Genomic DNA, 19,236 nt, shown 5'->3' with positions numbered 1-19,236 from the left:
TGCGTTTACACGGCGCTTGCTGCGGCGAGTCTCTCGCCCCTCAGCCGCTCGGGCCAGGTGTCGTCGAGAGGTGCAAGACTATCCGCGCCGATCGCCCAGCGCAGTAGCAGATCGGCTATAGCTGGGTTGCGAGCGAGTGCGGGGCCGTGGGCGTACGTTCCGAGGATCTTGCCGTTCCAAGCGCCCTCGGTCTGCCCGTCATTCCCGATGCCGGCTGTGACTCGTGCGAGTGGTGCGACGCCGGGGCCGAGGTGGGTGCGGCCGCCGTGGTTCTCGAAGCCGGTCAGTGGGGGCAGGCCCAGGCGGGGGTCGATGTCGCCCCGGACCTCACCGACGGCGCGGGTCTCGCCCCGGTCGGAGTTGATGTCCAGCAAGTCTAGCCCGCGGCACTGGGCACCCTTGGCGAAGAACGAGCCACCGAAGAGCTGGTAACCCGCGCAGACGGCCAGGACGGCCGCGCCCTGGTTGACCGCGCGGTGCAGGCCGCCGTCGGCGATGAGGCGCTGGGAGGCGAGCGCCTGGGGGCCGTCCTCGCCTCCGCCGATCAGGTAGATGTCCGCGGTCGTGGGCATCTGCTGGTCGGAGCGGACCTCGTAGGTCTCCACGGGGATGTTCCGCAGGGCTGCACGGCGGGCCAGGATGAGCATGTTGCCGCGGTCGCCGTACGTCGAGAGCAGGTCTGGGTAGATCCAGACGATGCGCAGGGTGCTCTCAGTTGACACGGTCCAACTCCGCTCGGATGTCCTGGAACGCCGTGTAGTTGGCGATCACTTCGAGGCGCCCCGGCGGTGTGGCCTGGACTGCCTCGTCAAATGTATGCACGTGCCGGAAGGCCACAGAGTTCACTTCGAGGCGTACGGCAAGGTCGTACGCACGGTCACCGGTGATGAAGACCTGGCGTCCACGCAGCGGGGAGAAGTCCACGTCGTAGAGCCAGGACGTGTCGAATCCGTCGGGGTCCCGTGCGTTGATGGAGAGCAGTGTCGGGGCGACCTCGGCCATGTCGAAGGCCTCGAGCCAGCTGGCGGGGTTCTTCGCCAGGAGCAGCCGGATGTTGCGGCCGTCCCGGTCGACCTGCGCGTAGCGGCCGGCGACGGAGGCGACGCTCGCCAGGCGGGGGACGGCCTCGATCGGGCGGACCCCGAACTCGGCCGCCACGGCGAGGGCGGTGGCGGCGTTGCCCACGTTGACGTGCCCCGGGAGCTGGAGTTTGACCAGGTGCCAGTCACCCTTGGGGTCGACAACTCCGTCCTCCTCGACGCGCCACTGGGCGACCGGGCGGCGCAGGCTGCAACCGGTGCACCACCAGTCGCCCTGGGCGCGGTTGATGGGGGAGCCGCACTCCGGGCAGACCCAGGAGTCGTCCATCCAGCGCTGGCCGGCGCTGAACCAGACGACGTGCGCGGCGTTGACGGCGGACCAGACCACCATCGGATCGTCGGCGTTGGCGACCACGTGCATGTCGGGGTGGGCGGCGAGTGCGGTGCGCCACATCTGCGCCATCATCGCCACCTCCTTGGCCCGGTCGAGCTGGTCGCGGGAGAGGTTGAGCAGCGCGACGACGCGTGGCGTGGTCTCGTCGATGACCCGCGCCAGGTAGTGCTCGTCGACCTCGAGGACCGCGAACGGGGTGGCGCCCGCCCGGGCCAGCGCCGAGGTGTGCCCGGTGGGCATGTTGGCGCCGAAGGAGTTGGTGGCCACCGGCCCGAGGACGCCGAGCGCGGCGGCCGTGAACCTGGTGGTGGTGGTCTTGCCGTTGGTGCCGGAGACGAGCGCGATGGCCCGGCCCGACGCGAGGTTCCGCAGGAGGTCGGGGTCGATCTTGAGGCCGATCCAGCCCCCGATCACGGAGCCGTCGCCGCGTCCCGCTGCTCGCGAGAGCGCGGCCGCTGTGCGCGAGACGGAGCTCGCGACCTTGGCCCGCATGGGCATTTTCCCGTCCGTCACGGCGACGAGGGTACCGGAAACGGACACTACGTCGAGTGGTCGCATGACGTGCCGGGGCCTGGGTGGGAAGACAGCCATCGATGATCCGCCAAAAGGATGATCAGCATCGGTCGTCCGGCGGTGCATTAGCGCCGGTAGGGGTGTTTGAGATGGCATTCGCCCGACCTGCGACGCGCCCATGATCGGCGTTGGTGCGGCTTTTTGTGTGTTCTGATTCACCCGTAACCTTCGGCTCTGCGTAATCGTATATGCGCGAGCGGTAGCGGCATTTGTCACGTGGAAATAACAAACCGGACATGAGTCACCGTGCCAACCACGGAGAGTAGCGATCGACGACCCTGCAATCGACAGGAATTTCAGGTACCAAGGTCAGGCCGGTGAGCATTCGCCCACCGCTCGCACCGAACGGATCACACCGAGCCCTGCCCCGGTCCGTACGGCGCGACCAGAGAACCTGATCGACCGACCGAGGCATGCGGGGGCAGGGACGGGGGACCCAGATCCGGTCCGTAGTACGAGCCGACGCCGGCTCGTGGACCTTGGGGTGAAGCCGCGAACCTGCGGCCGGGCGCAGTTCCCGCCCGAATCCGACAGCTAACCTCGCAGGTGTGCCGGAGGGATTTCTCTACCGTGCACGAAAGCACCGCTACCCGTGGCCGTCGCATCTCCGTCGGCACCGGTACCGCCGCTCTCTCCCTGGGTCTCTGCCTCTGTGCCGGTCAGCTGATCGCGCCGTCGGCAGCCTCCGCAGCCGCTCCCGTGACCGCAGCTCCTGTGGTCTCGGCGGCAGCCGCGAAGGTCAAGCCCAAGCTGACCGTCTCCTACACGAGCCGGTCGGTGAAAAAGGGAACCACCATCAAGGTGACGACCAAGCTCATCGACCCGAGGACGGGCAAGAAGCTCGTCAGCGGTTCGGTACGCCTCCAGACCCTGGTGGGCGGCAAAACCTGGAAGACGTGGCAGGTCAAGGGGAACAACTCCGCTGGATCGGTCACCTTCACCACCAAGCCCGGCGGAACCGCCTGGTACCGCACGACGTTCAGCGGTACCACCGGCGTGACCTCCGGTGCGACCGGCGCGGTCAAGATCACGGTCAAGAAGACCGCGGTGTCCAAGGGCGCCAAGATCCTGGCCGAGGCCAAGAAGCACAAGGGCGCGCTCTACAAGTACGGCGCCACCGGTCCCAGCCGCTTCGACTGCTCGGGCTTCACCAAGTACGTCTACAAGAAGGCGGTCGGCAAGAGCCTGCCGCACAAGGCGAACTCGCAGCAGAAGTACGGCAAGGCCGTCAGCAAGAGCAACAAGCAGGTCGGCGACCTGATCGTGTTCCGGTCGGGCTCGTACGGCTACCACGCGGGCATCTACGCCGGTGGTGGCTACATCTACGACTCGCCGCACAGCGGTGCCCGGGTCGGCAAGCACAAGATCTGGAGCAGCAACTACGTCGTACGGCGCCTCGCCGCCTGACGACAGCTCCCGATGTAGCGGCACAGGACAGTTCCGTGGGGCGCGACCCGATATGGGTCGCGCCCCGCTGTCGTTTCCCCCTCGCGCGAGCGCGCGTGCACGCGCTTGCGGGAGCGCGCTCGCGCGCGTACGCGTGCGCGCGTGTGCATGCGCGCGGAGACCCGCGAGTGGCGAAAATTCATCCGCCCGGAGTGGTCTACCTCATCTTCCTCCACTTCTCTCCCCGGTGCCCTCCACGGGGCGGCGGAACGCCCGTTTTCGATGGAGTTTCGTGCCCACCTGGGCGGCTTGTCGGAAAGTGGACCATGGTCGCGGGCGCTCGGCCCTCCACCGCGCCCCCACCGCTTCTGACGTGCGCTTTCGTCTGCGAATCAGGCTCGCGGACGGCCCGATTCCGGTTGCGGGTGGAGGGAAGTGGAGTAGAGTGGAGCGCAGTGGCAGGCCGCGACGGACCTGCCGGCCCGAGACACCGGGGCGGTCCGCGAAACCGCCGGATGGGCAGGGGGTTGGCCGATGTTCCTCGGCACGCACACCCCCCGCCTGGATGACAAGGGCCGGCTGATCCTTCCGGCGAAGTTCCGGGACGAGCTGGCGGGAGGTGTCGTGATCACCAAGGGGCAGGAACGTTGTCTGTACGTGTTCCCGATGCCGGAGTTCCAGCGCATCGCGGGACAGCTCCGGGACCAGCCCGTCACGAACAAGCCCGCCCGGGCCTACAGCCGGGTGTTCTTCGCCAGCGCGCACGACGAGATCCCCGACAAGCAGGGCCGGGTCACCATCCCGGCGCACCTGCGGGAGTATGCGGCCCTCGATCGTGAGCTGGTGGTGATCGGGGCGAGCACCCGGGTGGAGATCTGGGACAAGCAGTCCTGGGAGCAGTACCTCTCGGCGAGCGAGGACGACTTCGCCGACATCGAGGAGGGGGTGCTGCCCGGCGGACTGTAGGCGTGGCATCTGCCGGCCGAGCGATTCGGTCCGGACGTCGCTGCCGCCGTACTGCGAGATCTCCAGCCGCTCCCGCTCCTGGCGCCTCTTCCCCGGTGCCAGGCGTGTGTCCAGAGGGCGCGCCCGAACGGCAAACGGGCACGAGCGGATGGGGATCTGGCGGTACGGAAAGACGAACGGACGAATACCTGCCTCGGTAGCGGATACTTCGCCAGCCGGGTGACACGTGGAAAGAGCTGGGGCTATGGGGGTCGACATGGGGGAGCTGCGCGGCACGCACGTGCCGGTGCTGCTCGAGCGTTGTCTCGAGCTGCTGGCCCCCGCGCTGGAGTTGTCCGGCGCCGTGCACGTCGACTTCACGCTGGGACTGGGCGGGCACGCCGAGGCCGTGCTGGAGCGCCATCCGGGGGTGACGCTGGTCGGGCTCGACCGTGACCTCGAGGCGCTCGCCCACGCACGGCACCGGCTGGCGCGTTTCGACGGGCGTACCCATCTGGTGCACGCGGTCTTCGACGAGTTGCCGCACGTGCTCCGCGAGCTGGGCCTGCCGGTGTTCCACAGCGGGCTGATGGACCTGGGTGTGTCCTCGTTGCAGCTGGACGAGGCGGACCGCGGCTTCGCCTACTCGAAGGACGCACCGCTCGACATGCGCATGGACCAGTCCACGGGGATCACCGCGGAGGAGGTCGTCAACGGCTACGAGCCGGGCGAGCTCGTCCGGATCCTGCGGGTGTACGGCGAGGAGAAGTTCGCGACCCGCGTGGTCTCGGCGATCGTCAAGCAGCGCGCGAAGGAGCGGATCGTCTCGTCGTCGCGCCTCGCCGACCTGGTCAGGGACGCTATCCCCGCCGCCGCACGGCGAACGGGTGGTAATCCCGCGAAAAGAACGTTTCAGGCACTGCGCATTGCGGTAAACGGGGAGCTCACCGCCCTCGAGTCCGCGATGCCGTCCGCTTTGGACCTGCTCGCGCCCCGAGGGCGACTTGTAGTCATGTCGTACCACTCCTTGGAGGACCGGATCGTCAAGCGGGCCCTGGTCGAGAGGGCCCGCAGCACCGGACCGATCGACCTGCCGGTCGAGCTTCCCGGCAGCGGTCCCAGTGTGCGGTTGCTGACCCGCGGGTCGGAACCGCCGACGGACGAGGAAGTGGCGGAGAACCCGCGAGCGGCTTCGGTGAAGCTGCGCGCGGCGGAACGGATCGACGAGCACGGCCAGGCACCGGGTGCCGCCCGCGAACGGGCCCGGATGCCGGCACATGGGGGACGAGGGCGAGCACGCCCGGGGGCACGGTAGAAGGGGGAGGGGCATTGAGCGAGCGCATGGGCAGGGCGCCGCGGTCGGGGGGCCGGACCGCGAGCCAGCAGGACAAGGGACGTAAGGCATCGAGCGGTGCCGCGGGGGAGCGACAGTTCCCGGTCCGGGGCACCTCAGCGCTGAAGCTCGACGCCGACCAGCAGCAGCGGGGTGAGGTTTCGTCGCCGCGCCTGCGGGTCGCGCCGCCGATGCCGATCAACGCGCCGCGCGCGCCGTTCATCGCACTGGTGGTCGGGATCGTCGTCGCCGGGGTGCTGGGCATCCTGCTGATCAACACGAAGACGGCGGAGAATTCGTTCAAGCTGGACTCGCTGCAGAAGCAGCAGTCGACACTGGACGCTCAGCAGCAGGCGCTGCAGAGCGAGATCGACCGGAACGAGATGCCGGGCAGCCTGGACGCGGCCGCCAAGCGGCTCGGCCTGGTCAAGGCGGACTCGCCCGCGTACATCCGGCTGCCCGACGGCAAGATCTTCGGGGTGCCGACGCCGGGCCGGGGCCAGCAGTCGGTGACCGCCCAGACTCCCGAGGACACCGCTGCCGCGGCCGACGCGGCGAAGAAGGCGGCGCCCAGCACGGTTGCCGGGCAGTAACGCATGACGCCGCGTGCGGACGGTACGCCGCCGCGCCGGGGCCAGGAGCCCCGGCGCGGCTCTTCTGCGGGTAAGGCGGGTAAGGGCAGCCCCGAGCCCGAGGGCGACGGCCAGGACGAGCGGGGCCAGGACGAGCGGGGCAGGGGCTTCGGCGGGATCGGGGACGCGCGGGCGTACACCCCGCGGGGCCGGACCGTCCGGGAGAGCGACCAGCGCACCCGTAACCCGCGGGCCGGCCGTAACGGCGACCCGTTCCGCCCGTCGCTGCAGGTCCTCGATGGTGGACGCCCGGCCCGGGGGGACCGGCGCCGCGACGAGGACACCGAGCCGCCACCGCAGCGCCGCAGCCGCGCGCGATCGGAGGAGACCGAACCGGAGCCCCGCCGCCGGACCACCGCGGCGAAGGCCGAGGGCAGAGGTCGCACCGTCGACGGCAGAAAAGGGACCGCCGAGGGACGGCGGGGGCCCGCCGAGGACGGGGAACGCCAGCAGCGCCGTACGCCGGAGCGCGGCCGCAGCCAGCCGACACGCACGACCGCGGGAGCCGGGCGCACCAGGGCCACGGCCAACCCGCGCCGCGGCACGCAGGCCCGCTCCGAGACGCGCGGCGTACGGTCCGAGACGCGGTCGGGCCGCCCGGTAGCACGTACGGAACGCCCGGGAGCGCGTACGGAACGGTCCGAGTCGCGCCTTGACCCGCGTACTGTCCGGACCCGCCCGGCCAACCGCAGGCCGGCGCCGAGCGTCCCGGCCGAGCCCCCGAAGCTGGCCAACAGCACCAGGCGGCTGCGCCTGGGCACCGTGCTCGCGCTGGTGCTCTTCGTCTCCATCGGAGTGCGCCTCGTCGTGCTGCAGGTGATGGACTCGCCTGCTGAGGCGGAGAGCCTGCTGAAGCAGCGCGAGAAACGGCTCACCGAGTTGGTGCTTCCGGCGCCGCGCGGCAGCATCCTCGACCGTTCCGGCAAGGTGCTCGCGCATAGTGTCGAGGCCCGGTTCGTCTATGCCGACCCCACGCTGGTCGTGAACCCGCAGCAGGTGGCGACCCAGCTGTCGCCGCTGCTGGGCGTGCCCGAGTCCACCCTCGTCCAGCTGATGGCGAAGAAGAAGCGGCCCGGCGGCGGCGAGTCGCGTTTCGAATATCTCGCGCGCGGCGTCGACATCGCGGTGGCCAACCGGATCGACAAGCTCGACCTGCCCGGCATCGGCTCCGACCGCGACGAGCGGCGCGACGTGCCCGGCGCCGACCTGGCCGCCAACCTCATCGGCTTCACCGGCGCGGACCACACCGGCCTGGAGGGCATCGAGGCCCGGTACAACAACCTGCTGCGCGGCACCGACGGCAAGAAGGTCTACGAGCGGGGCCAGGGCAAGCTCAACAAGGAGATCCCCGGCGGCTACAACCGCGAGACGCCGGCCGCGCCGGGCTCGTCGGTGCAGCTCACCATCGACCGTGACCTGCAGTTCGAGGTGCAGCGCTACCTCAGTCAGTACATGGAGGACGTCAACGCCACGGTGGCCGGTGCCGTCGTGATCGACATCAAGACCGGCGAGGTGCTGGCGCAGGCGAGCTACCCGACGTACAACGCGCAGAAGCCGTTCGACTACAAGTGGACCGAGCGCGACGACGCGGTCTCCAGCGTCATCACCGACCCGGGTTCGACGCACAAGGCGTTCACCATCGGCGCGGCGCTGCAGGAGGGGGTCATCACCCCCGAGACGCAGATCCCGGTCGGGGGCGCGCTGATGCTCGGCGGGGTCCCGTTCACGGACACGCACAACTTCGCCCGGGGCACCAAGCTGACCGTCGCGCAGATCCTCGCGTACTCCTCGAACATCGGCACGATCCAGATCGGCCAGAAGCTGGGCAAGGAGAAGCTCTACGAGTACCAGCAGAAGTTCGGGCTGGGCCGCGCGACCGACGAGGGCATGCCCGGTGAGTCCTCCGGGCGGCTGCTCGAGCCGAGCGAGTGGAGCGGCTCCGCGTACGGCTCCGTGCCGATCGGCCACAGCGTCGACGCGACCCTGCTGCAGATGGCGGCCGGGTATGCCGCGATCGCGAACGACGGCGTCTACATCCAGCCGCACCTGATCAAGGCGACGGTCTCGGGCAAGGACGGCAAGGTCACCCCGACGGCGCCCCCGGAGACCCATGAGGTCCTCAGCCCGGGTGTCGCCCAGGAGCTGCGCGAGATGATGGAGGCTGTCGTCGACGCCAAGGGTGCCACCGGGACCAAGGCCAAGGTCGACGGCTACCGGATCGCGGGAAAGACGGGCACCGGCAAGCTGCTGGTCGACGGGCAGTACACCAGCCACAACGCGGGTTCTTTCATCGGCATGGCACCGGCTGAGGCGCCCCGGTTCGTCATCGGCGTCTTCGCCGACGTCCCGAACGGGACGGGTGGCGACGTGGCGGCCCCGGCGTTCAGCAAAATGATGTCCGCGGCGTTGCTGCACTACCGTGTGCCACCGTCCGGTTCCCCCGCGCCCAAGTTCGACTGGAAGGATTAAGGCGCCCGGATGGCGTTGGTAGCGGTCCGGGCATTACCGGGTAGGGTCTGACGCCGTGTCCGGCATTCCCCGTCCCCAGACTGTCCAGCCCTATCGGCTGGTCGACCTCGCGGCCCTGCTAGAGGCTGCCCCGACTGCCACGGATGCCCTGATCACCGGGGTTACGCACGCCAGTGGCGAGGTGCGTCCGGGCGATCTCTACGCCGCGTTGCCGGGCGCCCGCAGGCACGGTGCGGAGTTCACGTCCGCCGCCGCGGAGGCCGGTGCCGTCGCCGTGCTGACCGACCCCGCAGGGAGTGAACTCGCCGCTTCCGCGGGACTACCCGTGGTAGTCGTCGCGGATCCGCGGGCCGTGCTCGGGGTGGCCGCCTCGGCGATCTACGGCGATCCCTCGGCGCGGCTCACCGTCATCGGGCTCACCGGGACGGCGGGCAAGACGTCCACCGCGTACCTCGTGGAATCGGGGTTGCAGGCGGCCGGGCTGACGACCGGGCTGATCGGCACGGTCGAGACGCGCCTCGGCGATCTCGTGGTCAAGAGTGCGCGGACCACGCCCGAGGCCACCGACCTGCACGCGATCCTCGCCACCGCCCTCGAGCGCGGCGTCACCGCCGTGGTCATGGAGGTGTCCAGCCACGCGCTGGCCCTGGGCCGTGTCGGCGGGGTGCGCTTCGCCGTCGGCGGCTACACCAACTTCGGCATGGACCACCTCGACTTCCACACCGACGTGGACGACTACTTCGCGGCGAAGGCCAAGCTCTTCGACGGCCGCAGCGCCGTCGAGGTCCTCAACGCCGACGACCCGGCGCTCAAGCCGCTGTTCAAGCCGGCCACGGTCAGCTACTCGGCGAACGGCGACACCTCGGCGACGTGGTCGGCGTCGGACATCAGGGTCGACGGTGCGGGCCAGACGTTCAAGGTCGGCGACATCGACGCGGGAGTGGCGCTGCCCGGCCGGCACAACGTCGCCAACGCGCTCCTGGCCCTGGCGAGTCTCGTGGCCGTCGGCATCGACCCCCAGATCGCCGCTGACGGCATCGCGGCGTGCCCGGGGGTTCCCGGACGGCTCGAGCGGGTCGAGGCCCCCGGCGACGTCCTCGGTGTCGTCGACTACGCGCACAAGCCCGACGCGATCGTGGCCGCGCTGCTCGCCCTGCGCGACCTGGCGACCGCCCGCGGCGGTCGGCTGATCTGCGTGATCGGCGCCGGCGGCGACCGCGACACCGGCAAGCGCCCGCTGATGGGTGCCGCCGCCGCTCGCGGTTCCGACGTCGTGGTGGTCACCGACGACAACCCGCGCACCGAGGACCCCGCCGTGGTGCGCAAAGCCGTCCGTCAGGGCGCTGAACAAGCCGCCGCGGCCTCCAAGATCATTGAAGTGGCGGGCCGCCGGGCCGCCATCGACGAGGCGGTCCGGCTGGCCGCTGCGGGCGACGTCGTGGCCGTGCTCGGCAAGGGACACGAGAGCGGCCAGGAGGTGAACGGCGAGGTGCTGCCGTTCGACGACCGGATCGAGCTGGCCGCCGCGCTGACCGCGCGACAGGACGGTGCCGCTTGATCCGCATGACCCTGGACGAGATCGCCACGATCACCGGTGGACGTCTCGTCAACGCCGACCCTGCCCTGATCGTCTCCGGACCGGTCGAGTACGACTCGCGGGCACCGATGCCGCAGGGCCTGTTCGTCGCGTTCGAGGGCGAGAACGTCGACGGCCACGACTACGCCGCCACCGCGATCGCCGCCGGTGCCGCCGCGGTCCTCGGCACCCGCGACACGGGTCAGCCCGGGGTCGTGGTCGAGGAGCAGCTCGCGGCGCTGGCCAAGCTCGCCCACGAGGTCGTGGGCCGGCTGCCGGAGCTGACCGTCGTGGGCCTGACCGGTTCGTCGGGCAAGACCACGACCAAGGACTACATCGGGCAGCTGCTCGCGCGGCTCGGGGAGACCGTGGCGCCGGCCGGGTCACCCAACAACGAGCTCGGTTTCCCGTGCACGGTGCTCAAGGCCACCCCGGAGACGCGGTTCCTGGTGCTGGAGATGGGCGCCCGCGGGATCGGGCACATCGCCTACCTGGCCGGGATCGCGGCGCCCCGCATCGGTGCCGTGCTGAACATCGGCGCGGCGCACATCGGCGAGTTCGGGTCGAAGGAGGGCACCGCCCAGGCCAAGGGGGAGCTGGTCGAGAGCCTGCCCGCCGACGGTGTCGCGGTGCTCAACGCCGACGACCCGCTGGTGGCGGCCATGGCGTCCCGCACGGCCGCCCGGGTGGTCCTGGCCGGAGAATCAGAGGCTTCGACGGTACGCGCGGAGCACGTGACCCTGGATTCCCGGGGCCGGGCGGCGTACGAGCTGGTCACCGGCTCGGGAAGCGCCCCGGTGCAGCTCGCCGTCACCGGCCGCCACCAGGTGTCCAACACGCTGGTCGCCGCGGCGATCGCGCTGGATGCCGGGATGCCGGTCGCCGCCGTCGCCGAGGCGCTGGGCGAGGTCGGCATCCGCTCGAGCCGCCGGATGGACGTCGTGGAGCGGGCGGACGGCGTCACGCTGATCGACGACTCGTACAACGCCAACCCCTCGTCGACGGCCGCCGCCCTGCGCGCGCTGACCGCCATGGGGGCGGGCGGCCGCACGATCGCGGTGCTGGGTTACATGGCCGAGCTGGGCGATCAGGAGGTGGCCGGGCACGAGGAGGTCGGGCGGCTCGCCGCGGAGCTGGGGGTGCACCGGCTCGTCGCGGTGGCCGAGGCGGCGGCGGTGCTCGACGGGGCCGCGGGCGTACCGGAATGGAAGGGTGAGTCGATCGCGGCGGCCGATCAGGCCGAGGCGATCCTGGCGGTGACGGGCGACCTGCGCCCGGGAGATGTCGTGCTGGTCAAGGGTTCGCGGTACCGGACGTGGAAGGTGGCCGACGCGCTGCGCGCGGGCACGGTCACTGGGGAGGTCAGCCCGTGAGGGCAGTAATCGTCGCGGCTGCGGTCGCGTTCATCATCTCGTTGTTCGGCACGCCGGTCGCCATCCGTGTGTTCGCCGCGCTGAAGGCCGGGCAGCCGATCCGTACCCTGGGCCCGGCGTCCCACCAGAGCAAGAAGGGCACGCCGACGATGGGCGGGGTGGCGTTCATCATCGCCACCGTTCTCGCCTACGTTGCCGGGCACCTCGCCCTGACCACGCTGCCCGAGGCCCAGATCGCCCAGGTCAAACCGACCATGACGGCGCTGGTGCTGCTGGGCCTGTTCGTCTTCTGCGGCGCGGTCGGCTTCCTGGACGACTTCCTCAAGGTCCGCAAGCGCAACTCGGGCGGCCTGAGCGCGAAGGGCAAGCTGCTCGGCCAGCTCCTGGTCGGTGGTGGCCTCGGCGTCGCGGCGCTCTACGTGCCCAGCACCAACGGGCAGACCGTGGCGAGCGAGCACATCTCGTTCATCCGCGACATCAGCTTCCTCGACGTCGGCAAGGTCGGCTCGGTCATCGTCTTCGTCTTCGTGATCATGTCGATGTCCAACGGCGTGAACCTGACCGACGGCCTCGACGGTCTCGCGACGGGCGCGTCGATCCTGGTGCTCGGCTCGTACGCGCTGATCGGCTTCTGGCAGTACCGGCATTGGTGCGGTGACAACAACTACGCCGGCAGCTACTGCTACGAGGTGCGAGATCCCCTGGAGGTCGCGTTGATCGCGGCGGCCGCGGCGGGGGCCTGTGTGGGCTTCCTGTGGTGGAACACCTCGCCGGCGCGGATCTTCATGGGTGACACCGGCGCGCTCGGGCTCGGCGGCCTCATCGGCGGCCTGGCGATGGCAACCCGCACCACGCTGCTGTCGATCATCATCGGTGGCCTCTTCGTCATCATCACGATGTCGGTCGTCATCCAGATCATCTCGTTCAAGACCACGGGTAAGCGCGTCTTCCGGATGTCGCCGCTGCAGCACCACTTCGAGCTCGCCGGGTGGAGCGAGGTCAACATCGTGGTGCGGTTCTGGATCGTGGCCGGCATCTGTGTGGCCATCGGTCTCGGCCTGTTCTACAGCGACTTCCTCGCGATCATGGGCTAGCGAGCTTCAAGAGGGCATGGGTCAAAGAGGGATAGATCTCTTCCGACACGCCTGCTCCGCATCCCGGGGCTGGCGTGTCGCGCCACCATGATGGTGGGCATGGCGGAGGACAAGCGCGAGTCGCGGACCACGGTCACCGTGTCGCCGGCTGCCACCGTGCAGCCGGCGCCCGCACCGGTCCGCCCGAAGTCGCTCAGTCAGCAGCTGCTGCCGGCCGTGCACGGGATGCTGGCGCGGCCGCTCTCGTCGTACTACCTGCTGATCGCCAGCTCGGGTCTGCTGCTGCTCATTGGCCTGACCATGGTGTTCTCGGCGACCAGCGTCCAGGCGTACGCCGCGAACGGCAACGCCTTCAGCGCGGTCCGCAGCCAGCTGATCTTCGCCGTGCTGGGCCTGGTGGGCTTCTGGGTGTGCCAGCGGCTGCCCGCGGGCACCCTGCGCTTCCTCGGCGTCTACGTCCTCGGCGTCGCGGTCGTGCTGCTCGGTGTGCTCGACCTGCTGGGCGGGCTCGGTTCGCTCGGTGTGCTCGCCGTGGACCCGGGCGACGGCTCCGTCTCGCTCGGCCCGCTGACCGGTGACCTGCTCTGGCTCTACATCGGCCCCGTCGGCCTGCAGCCCGCCGAGTTCGTGAAGTTCGGCGTGGTGCTCTGGGGCGCCGACATCATCGCCCGCAAGGGCGCGGCACTGGGGTACTGGCGTGAGTTGTCGATGCCGCTGTTCCCCGCCGTCGGCCTGCTGTTCGTGATGGTCGGCTACAACGACCTCGGCACCATGCTCGTGGTGCTGTCCCTCATCATCGGCCTGCTGTGGGCGGCGGGGGTGCGGCTGCGGGTCTTCGGGGCGCTCGGCGTCCTCGGCCTCGCCGGCATCGGGCTGCTGATCGCGGCGGCCTCCCGGGGAGCGGGCTCCGGCGCCACCGGCCAGCCCAACTACCGGCTGCTGCGCATCACGATGTGGCTGGACACCCCGAAGGACTGCGCGCTCGACCTCTGCTATCAGATCCTGCAGGCCCGGTCGGCCATCTACGAGGGCGGCTGGTTCGGCGTCGGCCTCGGCAAGGGTGCACTCAAGTGGAACTGGCTGCCGGCCGCCGACAACGACTTCATCTACGCCGTGGTCGCCGAGGAGCTCGGCGTGGTCGGCTGCATGGTGATCGCGGTGCTGTTCGCCGTGCTCGCCTACACCGGTTTCCGGATCGCGCGCCGGGTCGAGGACCCGTGGCGCCGGCTGGCCGCGACGGCGATCACGACCTGGCTCGTCGCCCAGGCGGTCATCAACATGGGCGGTGTGATCGGCCTGATCCCGCTGACCGGTGTGCCGCTCCCGCTCATCTCCGCAGGTGGCAGCGCACTCACCGTCACCATGGCGGCGCTCGGCATCCTGGCCTCGTGCGCCCGCGCGGAGCCCGACGCCGCTCGGGCCCTGCACGCCCGTCCGTCGTCGCGATGGGTACGGCTAGTCTGGGCCCCGCTGCCGCCGCTCCCCCCGCCGCGGCGGCCGGGTCCGTCGCGCCCATCTGCCCAACGACCGGGCAACCGGGCACCGCGGGGGAGATAGCGTCCTCGGTCCTTCTGAGGGCGGTCGGGCGGGGCGGTCGGACGGGTTAGGAGCAGGTGATGGGTACGCTGCGGTCGGTCGTGCTCGCCGGGGGAGGCACAGGCGGTCACATCTATCCGCTGCTCGCCTTCGCCGATGCGTTGCGCCGGCACTTCCCCGAGGTGCGGATCACCACCCTCGGCAGCCCCAAGGGCATGGAGAACGAGCTCATCCCGCCGGCGGGGTACGACCTGCGGGTCATCCCGGCGTTCCAGCTCCCGCGTTCGGTCAACCTGAACCTGCTGCGCACCCCGGACCGGATGTACAGGTCCGCGCACGCGGCCGGCCTGATCCTCGACGAGGTCAAGGCGGACGTGGTGGTCGGCTTCGGTGGCTACGTGTCGGTCCCCGCCTATCTGGCGGCGTGGCGGCGTGAGCTGCCCATCGTCATCCACGAGGTGAACGTCCCCCCGGGTGTGGCCAACCGGATGGGCATGCGGTTCACGAAGAACATCGCGGTCGGCTTCCCGGGCCAGCCGGCTGCCGCCGAGTCGTTGCGCGATGCCAAGGTGGTCGGCGTGCCGCTGCGTACGGCTATCGCCCGGATGGACCGCGCGGCCCTGCGCCCGCAGGCGCTCGCCCACTTCGGCCTGCGCCCCGACCTGCCGGTGCTCTTCGTCTCCGGCGGCTCGTCCGGCGCCCGGTCGATCAACCTCGCGGTCGCCGGCGCGGCGAAGAAGCTCGCCCACGCGGGCATCCAGGTGCTGCACGTGCAGGGCGGGCGCAACGACCCGTTCGAGGTGCCCAGCGACCTGCCGGTGCCCTACGAGGTGGTGCCGTACCTCTCGGACATGCAGCTCGGTTATGCCGCCGCGGACCTGATGCTGTGCCGCGGCGGCGCGATCACGGTTGCGGAGACGACGGCGATCGGCATGCCCGCCGTCTACGTGCCCTATCCGCACAGCAACCAGGAACAGAAGCGCAACGCGCTGCCCGTCGTCGAGTCCGGCGGCGGCCTGCTCGTGGACAATGCCGAGCTGACACCGGAGTGGATCGAGCGGACGATCATCCCGCTCGCCCGCGACCCGCAGCGGCTCGCGACGATGGGCGCCGCCGCGGGGGCGTACGGCCGCCGTGACGGCGACGAGGCGCTGCTGGACTTCGTCTGCGAAGCGGTTGCCCGATGACGATCTTTGGATTTTCTAGGTGGGGAGAGACTCAGTGAACACGGCGGACCTGAAGCCGGCCGGCGGGACGACCGCCGAGGACCTCGGCGCGGTGCACCTCATCGGCATCGGTGGCGTCGGCATGGGTGGCCTGGCCCGCCTGCTGCTCACCCGGGGCATCCCGGTCTCCGGCAGCGAGCTGCGCGAATGGCCCACGCTGGCCGCGCTGCGCGCGCTCGGCGGCACGGTGCACATGACCCACGAGGCGTCGAACCTCGACGGCGTCGACACGGTCGTCTACTCCACCGCGATCCCGTTCGAGCACGTCGAGCTTGCCGAGGCCCGCCGCCGGGGGCTGCGGATCCTGCACCGCTCGGAGGCGCTCGCCGCCGCGATGACCGGCCGCAGGACGATCGCGGTGGCCGGCACGCACGGCAAGACGACCACCACGTCGATCATGACCGTGGTCCTGCAGCACGCCGGAGAGGACCCGTCGTTCGTGATCGGCGGCGAGATCTCCGCGGCCGGCTCCAACGGCCACCACGGCTCCGGTTCCTACTTCGTGGCGGAGGCCGACGAGCACGACAAGTCGTTCCTCATCTACCGGCCGCACGTCGCGATCATCACCAACATCGAGGGCGACCACCTCAACAACTGGGGCGACCTCGACGGGCTCAAGGCCGGCTTCCTGGAGTTCGCCGAGCTCACCGATCCCGACGGCTTCGTGGTCACCTGCGCCGACGACGAGGGCGTCCAGGAGCTCATCGCCGGGCTCAGGGCCAAGGGCAGGACCGTCTACACGTACGGCGAGAGCGAAGGCGCCGACCTCCGCATCACCGACGTCGTCACCTCCGTTCAGGGTGTCCGCTACCAGGGCTGGCTCGACGGCAAGCCGCTCGGCGAGATCGTGCTGGCGCTGCCCGGGCGGCTCATGGGGCTGAACAGCGCCGCCGCCGTGCTGACCGCGCTGCGGCTTGGCCTGCCGCTCGACAAGATCACCGAGGCGCTCGCGTCGTTCCCGGGAGTCCGGCGCCGCTTCGAGCGCAAGGGCACGGTCGCGGGCGTGCGCGTCTACGACGAGTACGCGTACCACCCGACCTCGGTCAAGGCCGCGCTGCGCACCCTGCGTGAGGTGGCCGGCGACGGGCGGCTGGTCGTGGTCTTCCAGCCGTACCGCGTCTATCGCACCCGGGACCTGCAGGCCGAGCTGGCCGAGGGGCTGGCGATCGCCGACGAGGTGATCGTGATGGAGGTCTTCGGGCCGGGGGAGACCCGCGGGCCCGGCGAGGGCGGCGTCGCGCTGACCGCGGCGATCGAACTCGGCGACGAGCACAAGATCTTCGTGCCGTCCTGGGAGGACGTGCCCGCCGAGGTGGTGCGGCGCAGCCGGCCGGGCGACGTGGTCGTCACCATGGGCGCGCCGCCGATCTCGCTGATGGGTGACGAGCTGCTGGTGGCCCTCTCCGAGAGCTGACCTGTCCATATCGCTGACCGGGGGGCCGGATGACTGACGGGGGCGGCCGTAACTGGCGGCTGGTGCGCGCGGATACCGACGCAGTGCCACCGTCGGTGCGGCGGTTCATGGCGCGCGCCCGGCAACGCCGGATGCGTGCCGCGCTGCCCTGGGCCGTCGCGCTCGGTGTGGTGCTGGTGCTCGGCGGGCTGACCTGGATGGTCTACGCGACGTCCGTGCTGGGCGTGCGCGCGGTGCAGGTGGTCGGCACGGACACGCTCGAGCCGTCGCAGGTCGAGGACGCTGCCGCCGTACGCATGAACGAGCCCCTCGCCCGGGTGGACCTGGACGCCATCCGGGGCCGGGTGCAGGCGCTGCCGGCCGTCGAGCGGGCGATCGTGTCGCGCTCGTGGCCCGCCACCGTGGAGGTGCAGGTCGTGGAGCGTACGGCTGTGGCTGCCGTACCCGTCGGCCAGGAATTCTCGCTGATCGACGCGGCGGGGGTCGCGTTCCGGACGGTCGCCGAACGGCCGTCGGGGATGCCGGTGGCGAACCTCGCCCGGCCCGGTCCGAAGGACATCAACACCCGCTCCGCGCTGGTCGTGCTCGGCTCGCTCACCGACGAGCTGCGCGAGCAGGTGCTCTCGATCTCGGTGCCGGCGCCGGCCCAGGTGGAGCTGGGGTTGCGCAAGGGCAGGAAGATCATCTGGGGCGACGAGACCCAGAGCGAGACCAAGGCGCAGGTCGCCACGGCACTGCTGAAGCGCGAGGGGGACACGATCGATGTGAGCGCGCCCACTGTGGTGACGATTCGCTGATCCGGGGTCCGGTGGCCGCCGCCAACCGGACAGAGTGCGCCAAACGGCACATTCTGTCCTAGGTTACGGCTGAGTCGGATACTCGCCACGTAAGCGGACGCCGACACGCCGCGTTGGTCCTTGGATCGGGCGACACGTCCGCTTACGTTGCCCATTGAGGTTGAGTAGTTGACATAACTCTAAGCCTCTAGTAGAGGGTGAGGGTTTCCTCGCCCTCCCTTGTACGGAGAGCGGACGCTGAAGGCGGTTCCATCGGGACCGCTGGGGCCCTCGACGTCCGAAAACCCTGGAAGGGAAGGCTGAACCCGATGACACCTCCGCACAACTATCTCGCGGTGATCAAGGTCGTGGGAATCGGCGGTGGCGGCGTCAATGCCGTCAACCGCATGATCGAGGTGGGACTCAAGGGAGTCGAGTTCATCGCGATCAACACCGATGCCCAGGCCCTGCTGATGTCCGATGCCGACGTCAAGCTCGACGTCGGCCGGGAGCTCACCCGGGGCCTCGGCGCCGGCGCGCAGCCCGAGGTCGGCAAGAACGCCGCCGAGGACCACCGCGACGAGATCGAAGAGGTCCTCAAGGGCGCCGACATGGTGTTCGTGACCTGCGGCGAGGGCGGCGGCACCGGCACCGGTGGCGCACCCGTCGTCGCCAACATCGCCCGCAAGCTCGGTGCGCTCACCATCGGCGTGGTCACCCGGCCGTTCTCGTTCGAGGGCAAGCGCCGCCAGGTCCAGGCCGAGCAGGGCATCGACGAGTTGCGCAACCAGTGCGACACGCTCATCGTGATCCCGAACGACCGGCTGCTCGCGCTCGGCGACCGCGGCATCAGCATGATGGACGCCTTCCGCCAGGCCGACCAGGTGCTGCTCTCCGGCGTCCAGGGCATCACCGACCTGATCACGACCCCGGGTCTGATCAACCTGGACTTCGCCGACGTCAAGAGCGTCATGAGCGGCGCCGGCAGCGCCCTCATGGGCATCGGTAGCGCCCGTGGCGACAACCGTGCGGTCGAGGCGGCCGAGAAGGCGATCTCCAGCCCGCTGCTGGAGCAGAGCATGGACGGCGCCCGCGGCGTGCTGCTCTCCATCGCCGGCGGCTCCGACCTGGGCCTGTTCGAGATCAACGACGCGGCGCAGCTAGTCACCGACGCGGCGCACCCCGACGCCAACATCATCTTCGGCGCGGTCATCGACGACGCGCTGGGTGACGAGGTCCGGGTCACCGTGATCGCCGCCGGCTTCGACGGGGGCACCCCCTCGTACAAGCCGACCGAGGCGCCGGCCCGCAAGGTCGTCCCGCAGCCGTCCTCGCCGCCCGCGTCCACGCCCAGCGTGCCCGCGCCGGTCAGCCAGTCCTCGAACCAGCCGGCGGCCACGACCCCGCCGCCGCGCCGGGTGCTCTTCGACGACGTCGACGTGCCCGACTTCCTGAAGAACGGTTCCTGA

The 19,236-nt window shown here is 70.4% G+C and carries 15 protein-coding genes and 1 riboswitch; of the genes, 13 read left to right on the top strand and 2 right to left on the bottom strand.

The window, feature by feature from the left end:
- Positions 1–5: 5 nt before the first annotated feature.
- Together Aco04nite_RS21835 and Aco04nite_RS21830 are read right to left on the bottom strand one after the other, a co-directional pair.
- A complete protein-coding gene (locus Aco04nite_RS21835; RefSeq protein ID WP_203834697.1) occupies positions 6–722 on the bottom strand; it encodes a type 1 glutamine amidotransferase in 717 nt (238 codons plus the stop codon).
- The gene (locus Aco04nite_RS21830) at positions 712–1,932 is read right to left on the bottom strand and encodes a MurT ligase domain-containing protein (RefSeq protein WP_212999169.1); all 1,221 of its coding nucleotides are present in this window, start codon (positions 1,930–1,932) and stop codon (positions 712–714) included. Before Aco04nite_RS21830 ends, Aco04nite_RS21835 begins: the two co-directional genes overlap by 11 nt.
- Positions 1,933–2,401: 469 nt before the next feature.
- A riboswitch (cyclic di-AMP (ydaO/yuaA leader) is annotated at positions 2,402–2,571 on the top strand.
- Between the two features lie 135 nt (positions 2,572–2,706).
- Between Aco04nite_RS21830 and Aco04nite_RS21825 the strand changes: the two genes are divergently transcribed.
- The 13 genes from Aco04nite_RS21825 (at position 2,707) to ftsZ (ending at position 19,236) form a co-directional block, all read left to right on the top strand.
- Positions 2,707–3,414, top strand: coding sequence for a C40 family peptidase (locus Aco04nite_RS21825; RefSeq protein ID WP_244876177.1), 708 nt, complete (start codon positions 2,707–2,709; stop codon positions 3,412–3,414).
- A gap of 513 nt (positions 3,415–3,927) precedes the next feature.
- Positions 3,928–4,359: a division/cell wall cluster transcriptional repressor MraZ gene (gene mraZ, locus Aco04nite_RS21820; RefSeq protein WP_203834695.1), complete on the top strand. Its 432-nt coding sequence runs from the start codon at positions 3,928–3,930 to the stop codon at positions 4,357–4,359.
- Between the two features lie 244 nt (positions 4,360–4,603).
- The gene (gene rsmH / locus Aco04nite_RS21815) at positions 4,604–5,653 is read left to right on the top strand and encodes a 16S rRNA (cytosine(1402)-N(4))-methyltransferase RsmH (RefSeq protein ID WP_212999092.1); all 1,050 of its coding nucleotides are present in this window, start codon (positions 4,604–4,606) and stop codon (positions 5,651–5,653) included.
- Positions 5,654–5,679: 26 nt separating this feature from the next.
- Entirely contained in the window at positions 5,680–6,264 is a 585-nt protein-coding gene (ftsL, locus tag Aco04nite_RS21810) for a cell division protein FtsL (RefSeq protein WP_308161659.1), read from the top strand.
- A gap of 264 nt (positions 6,265–6,528) precedes the next feature.
- Entirely contained in the window at positions 6,529–8,772 is a 2,244-nt protein-coding gene (locus Aco04nite_RS21805) for a peptidoglycan D,D-transpeptidase FtsI family protein (protein WP_438874931.1), read from the top strand.
- Positions 8,773–8,827: 55 nt separating this feature from the next.
- Positions 8,828–10,330 (top strand): UDP-N-acetylmuramoyl-L-alanyl-D-glutamate--2,6-diaminopimelate ligase, encoded by a 1,503-nt coding sequence (locus Aco04nite_RS21800; protein ID WP_212999090.1) that lies wholly within the window; start codon positions 8,828–8,830, stop codon positions 10,328–10,330.
- Positions 10,327–11,721, top strand: coding sequence for a UDP-N-acetylmuramoyl-tripeptide--D-alanyl-D-alanine ligase (locus Aco04nite_RS21795; RefSeq protein ID WP_212999089.1), 1,395 nt, complete (start codon positions 10,327–10,329; stop codon positions 11,719–11,721). The genes Aco04nite_RS21800 and Aco04nite_RS21795 overlap by 4 nt, the downstream gene beginning before the upstream one ends.
- Positions 11,718–12,815, top strand: a complete 1,098-nt coding sequence (gene mraY / locus Aco04nite_RS21790) for a phospho-N-acetylmuramoyl-pentapeptide-transferase (RefSeq protein ID WP_203834689.1) — start codon at positions 11,718–11,720, stop codon at positions 12,813–12,815. The genes Aco04nite_RS21795 and mraY overlap by 4 nt, the downstream gene beginning before the upstream one ends.
- A gap of 225 nt (positions 12,816–13,040) precedes the next feature.
- Entirely contained in the window at positions 13,041–14,372 is a 1,332-nt protein-coding gene (locus Aco04nite_RS21785; protein WP_244876192.1) for an FtsW/RodA/SpoVE family cell cycle protein, read from the top strand.
- A gap of 59 nt (positions 14,373–14,431) precedes the next feature.
- Positions 14,432–15,538: an undecaprenyldiphospho-muramoylpentapeptide beta-N-acetylglucosaminyltransferase gene (murG, locus tag Aco04nite_RS21780; RefSeq protein WP_212999087.1), complete on the top strand. Its 1,107-nt coding sequence runs from the start codon at positions 14,432–14,434 to the stop codon at positions 15,536–15,538.
- Positions 15,539–15,572: 34 nt separating this feature from the next.
- Positions 15,573–16,991: a UDP-N-acetylmuramate--L-alanine ligase gene (gene murC, locus Aco04nite_RS21775; protein ID WP_212999086.1), complete on the top strand. Its 1,419-nt coding sequence runs from the start codon at positions 15,573–15,575 to the stop codon at positions 16,989–16,991.
- Positions 16,992–17,020: 29 nt separating this feature from the next.
- On the top strand, positions 17,021–17,788 hold the full coding sequence (locus tag Aco04nite_RS21770; RefSeq protein WP_212999085.1) for a cell division protein FtsQ/DivIB: 768 nt from the start codon (positions 17,021–17,023) through the stop codon (positions 17,786–17,788).
- A gap of 308 nt (positions 17,789–18,096) precedes the next feature.
- Positions 18,097–19,236, top strand: coding sequence for a cell division protein FtsZ (gene ftsZ, locus Aco04nite_RS21765; protein WP_203834684.1), 1,140 nt, complete (start codon positions 18,097–18,099; stop codon positions 19,234–19,236).

The sequence above is a fragment of the Winogradskya consettensis genome, from assembly GCF_018332715.1.
In the GTDB taxonomy this organism is placed as follows: domain Bacteria; phylum Actinomycetota; class Actinomycetes; order Mycobacteriales; family Micromonosporaceae; genus Actinoplanes; species Actinoplanes consettensis.
This window is presented reverse-complemented; position numbering and strand designations above follow the sequence as displayed.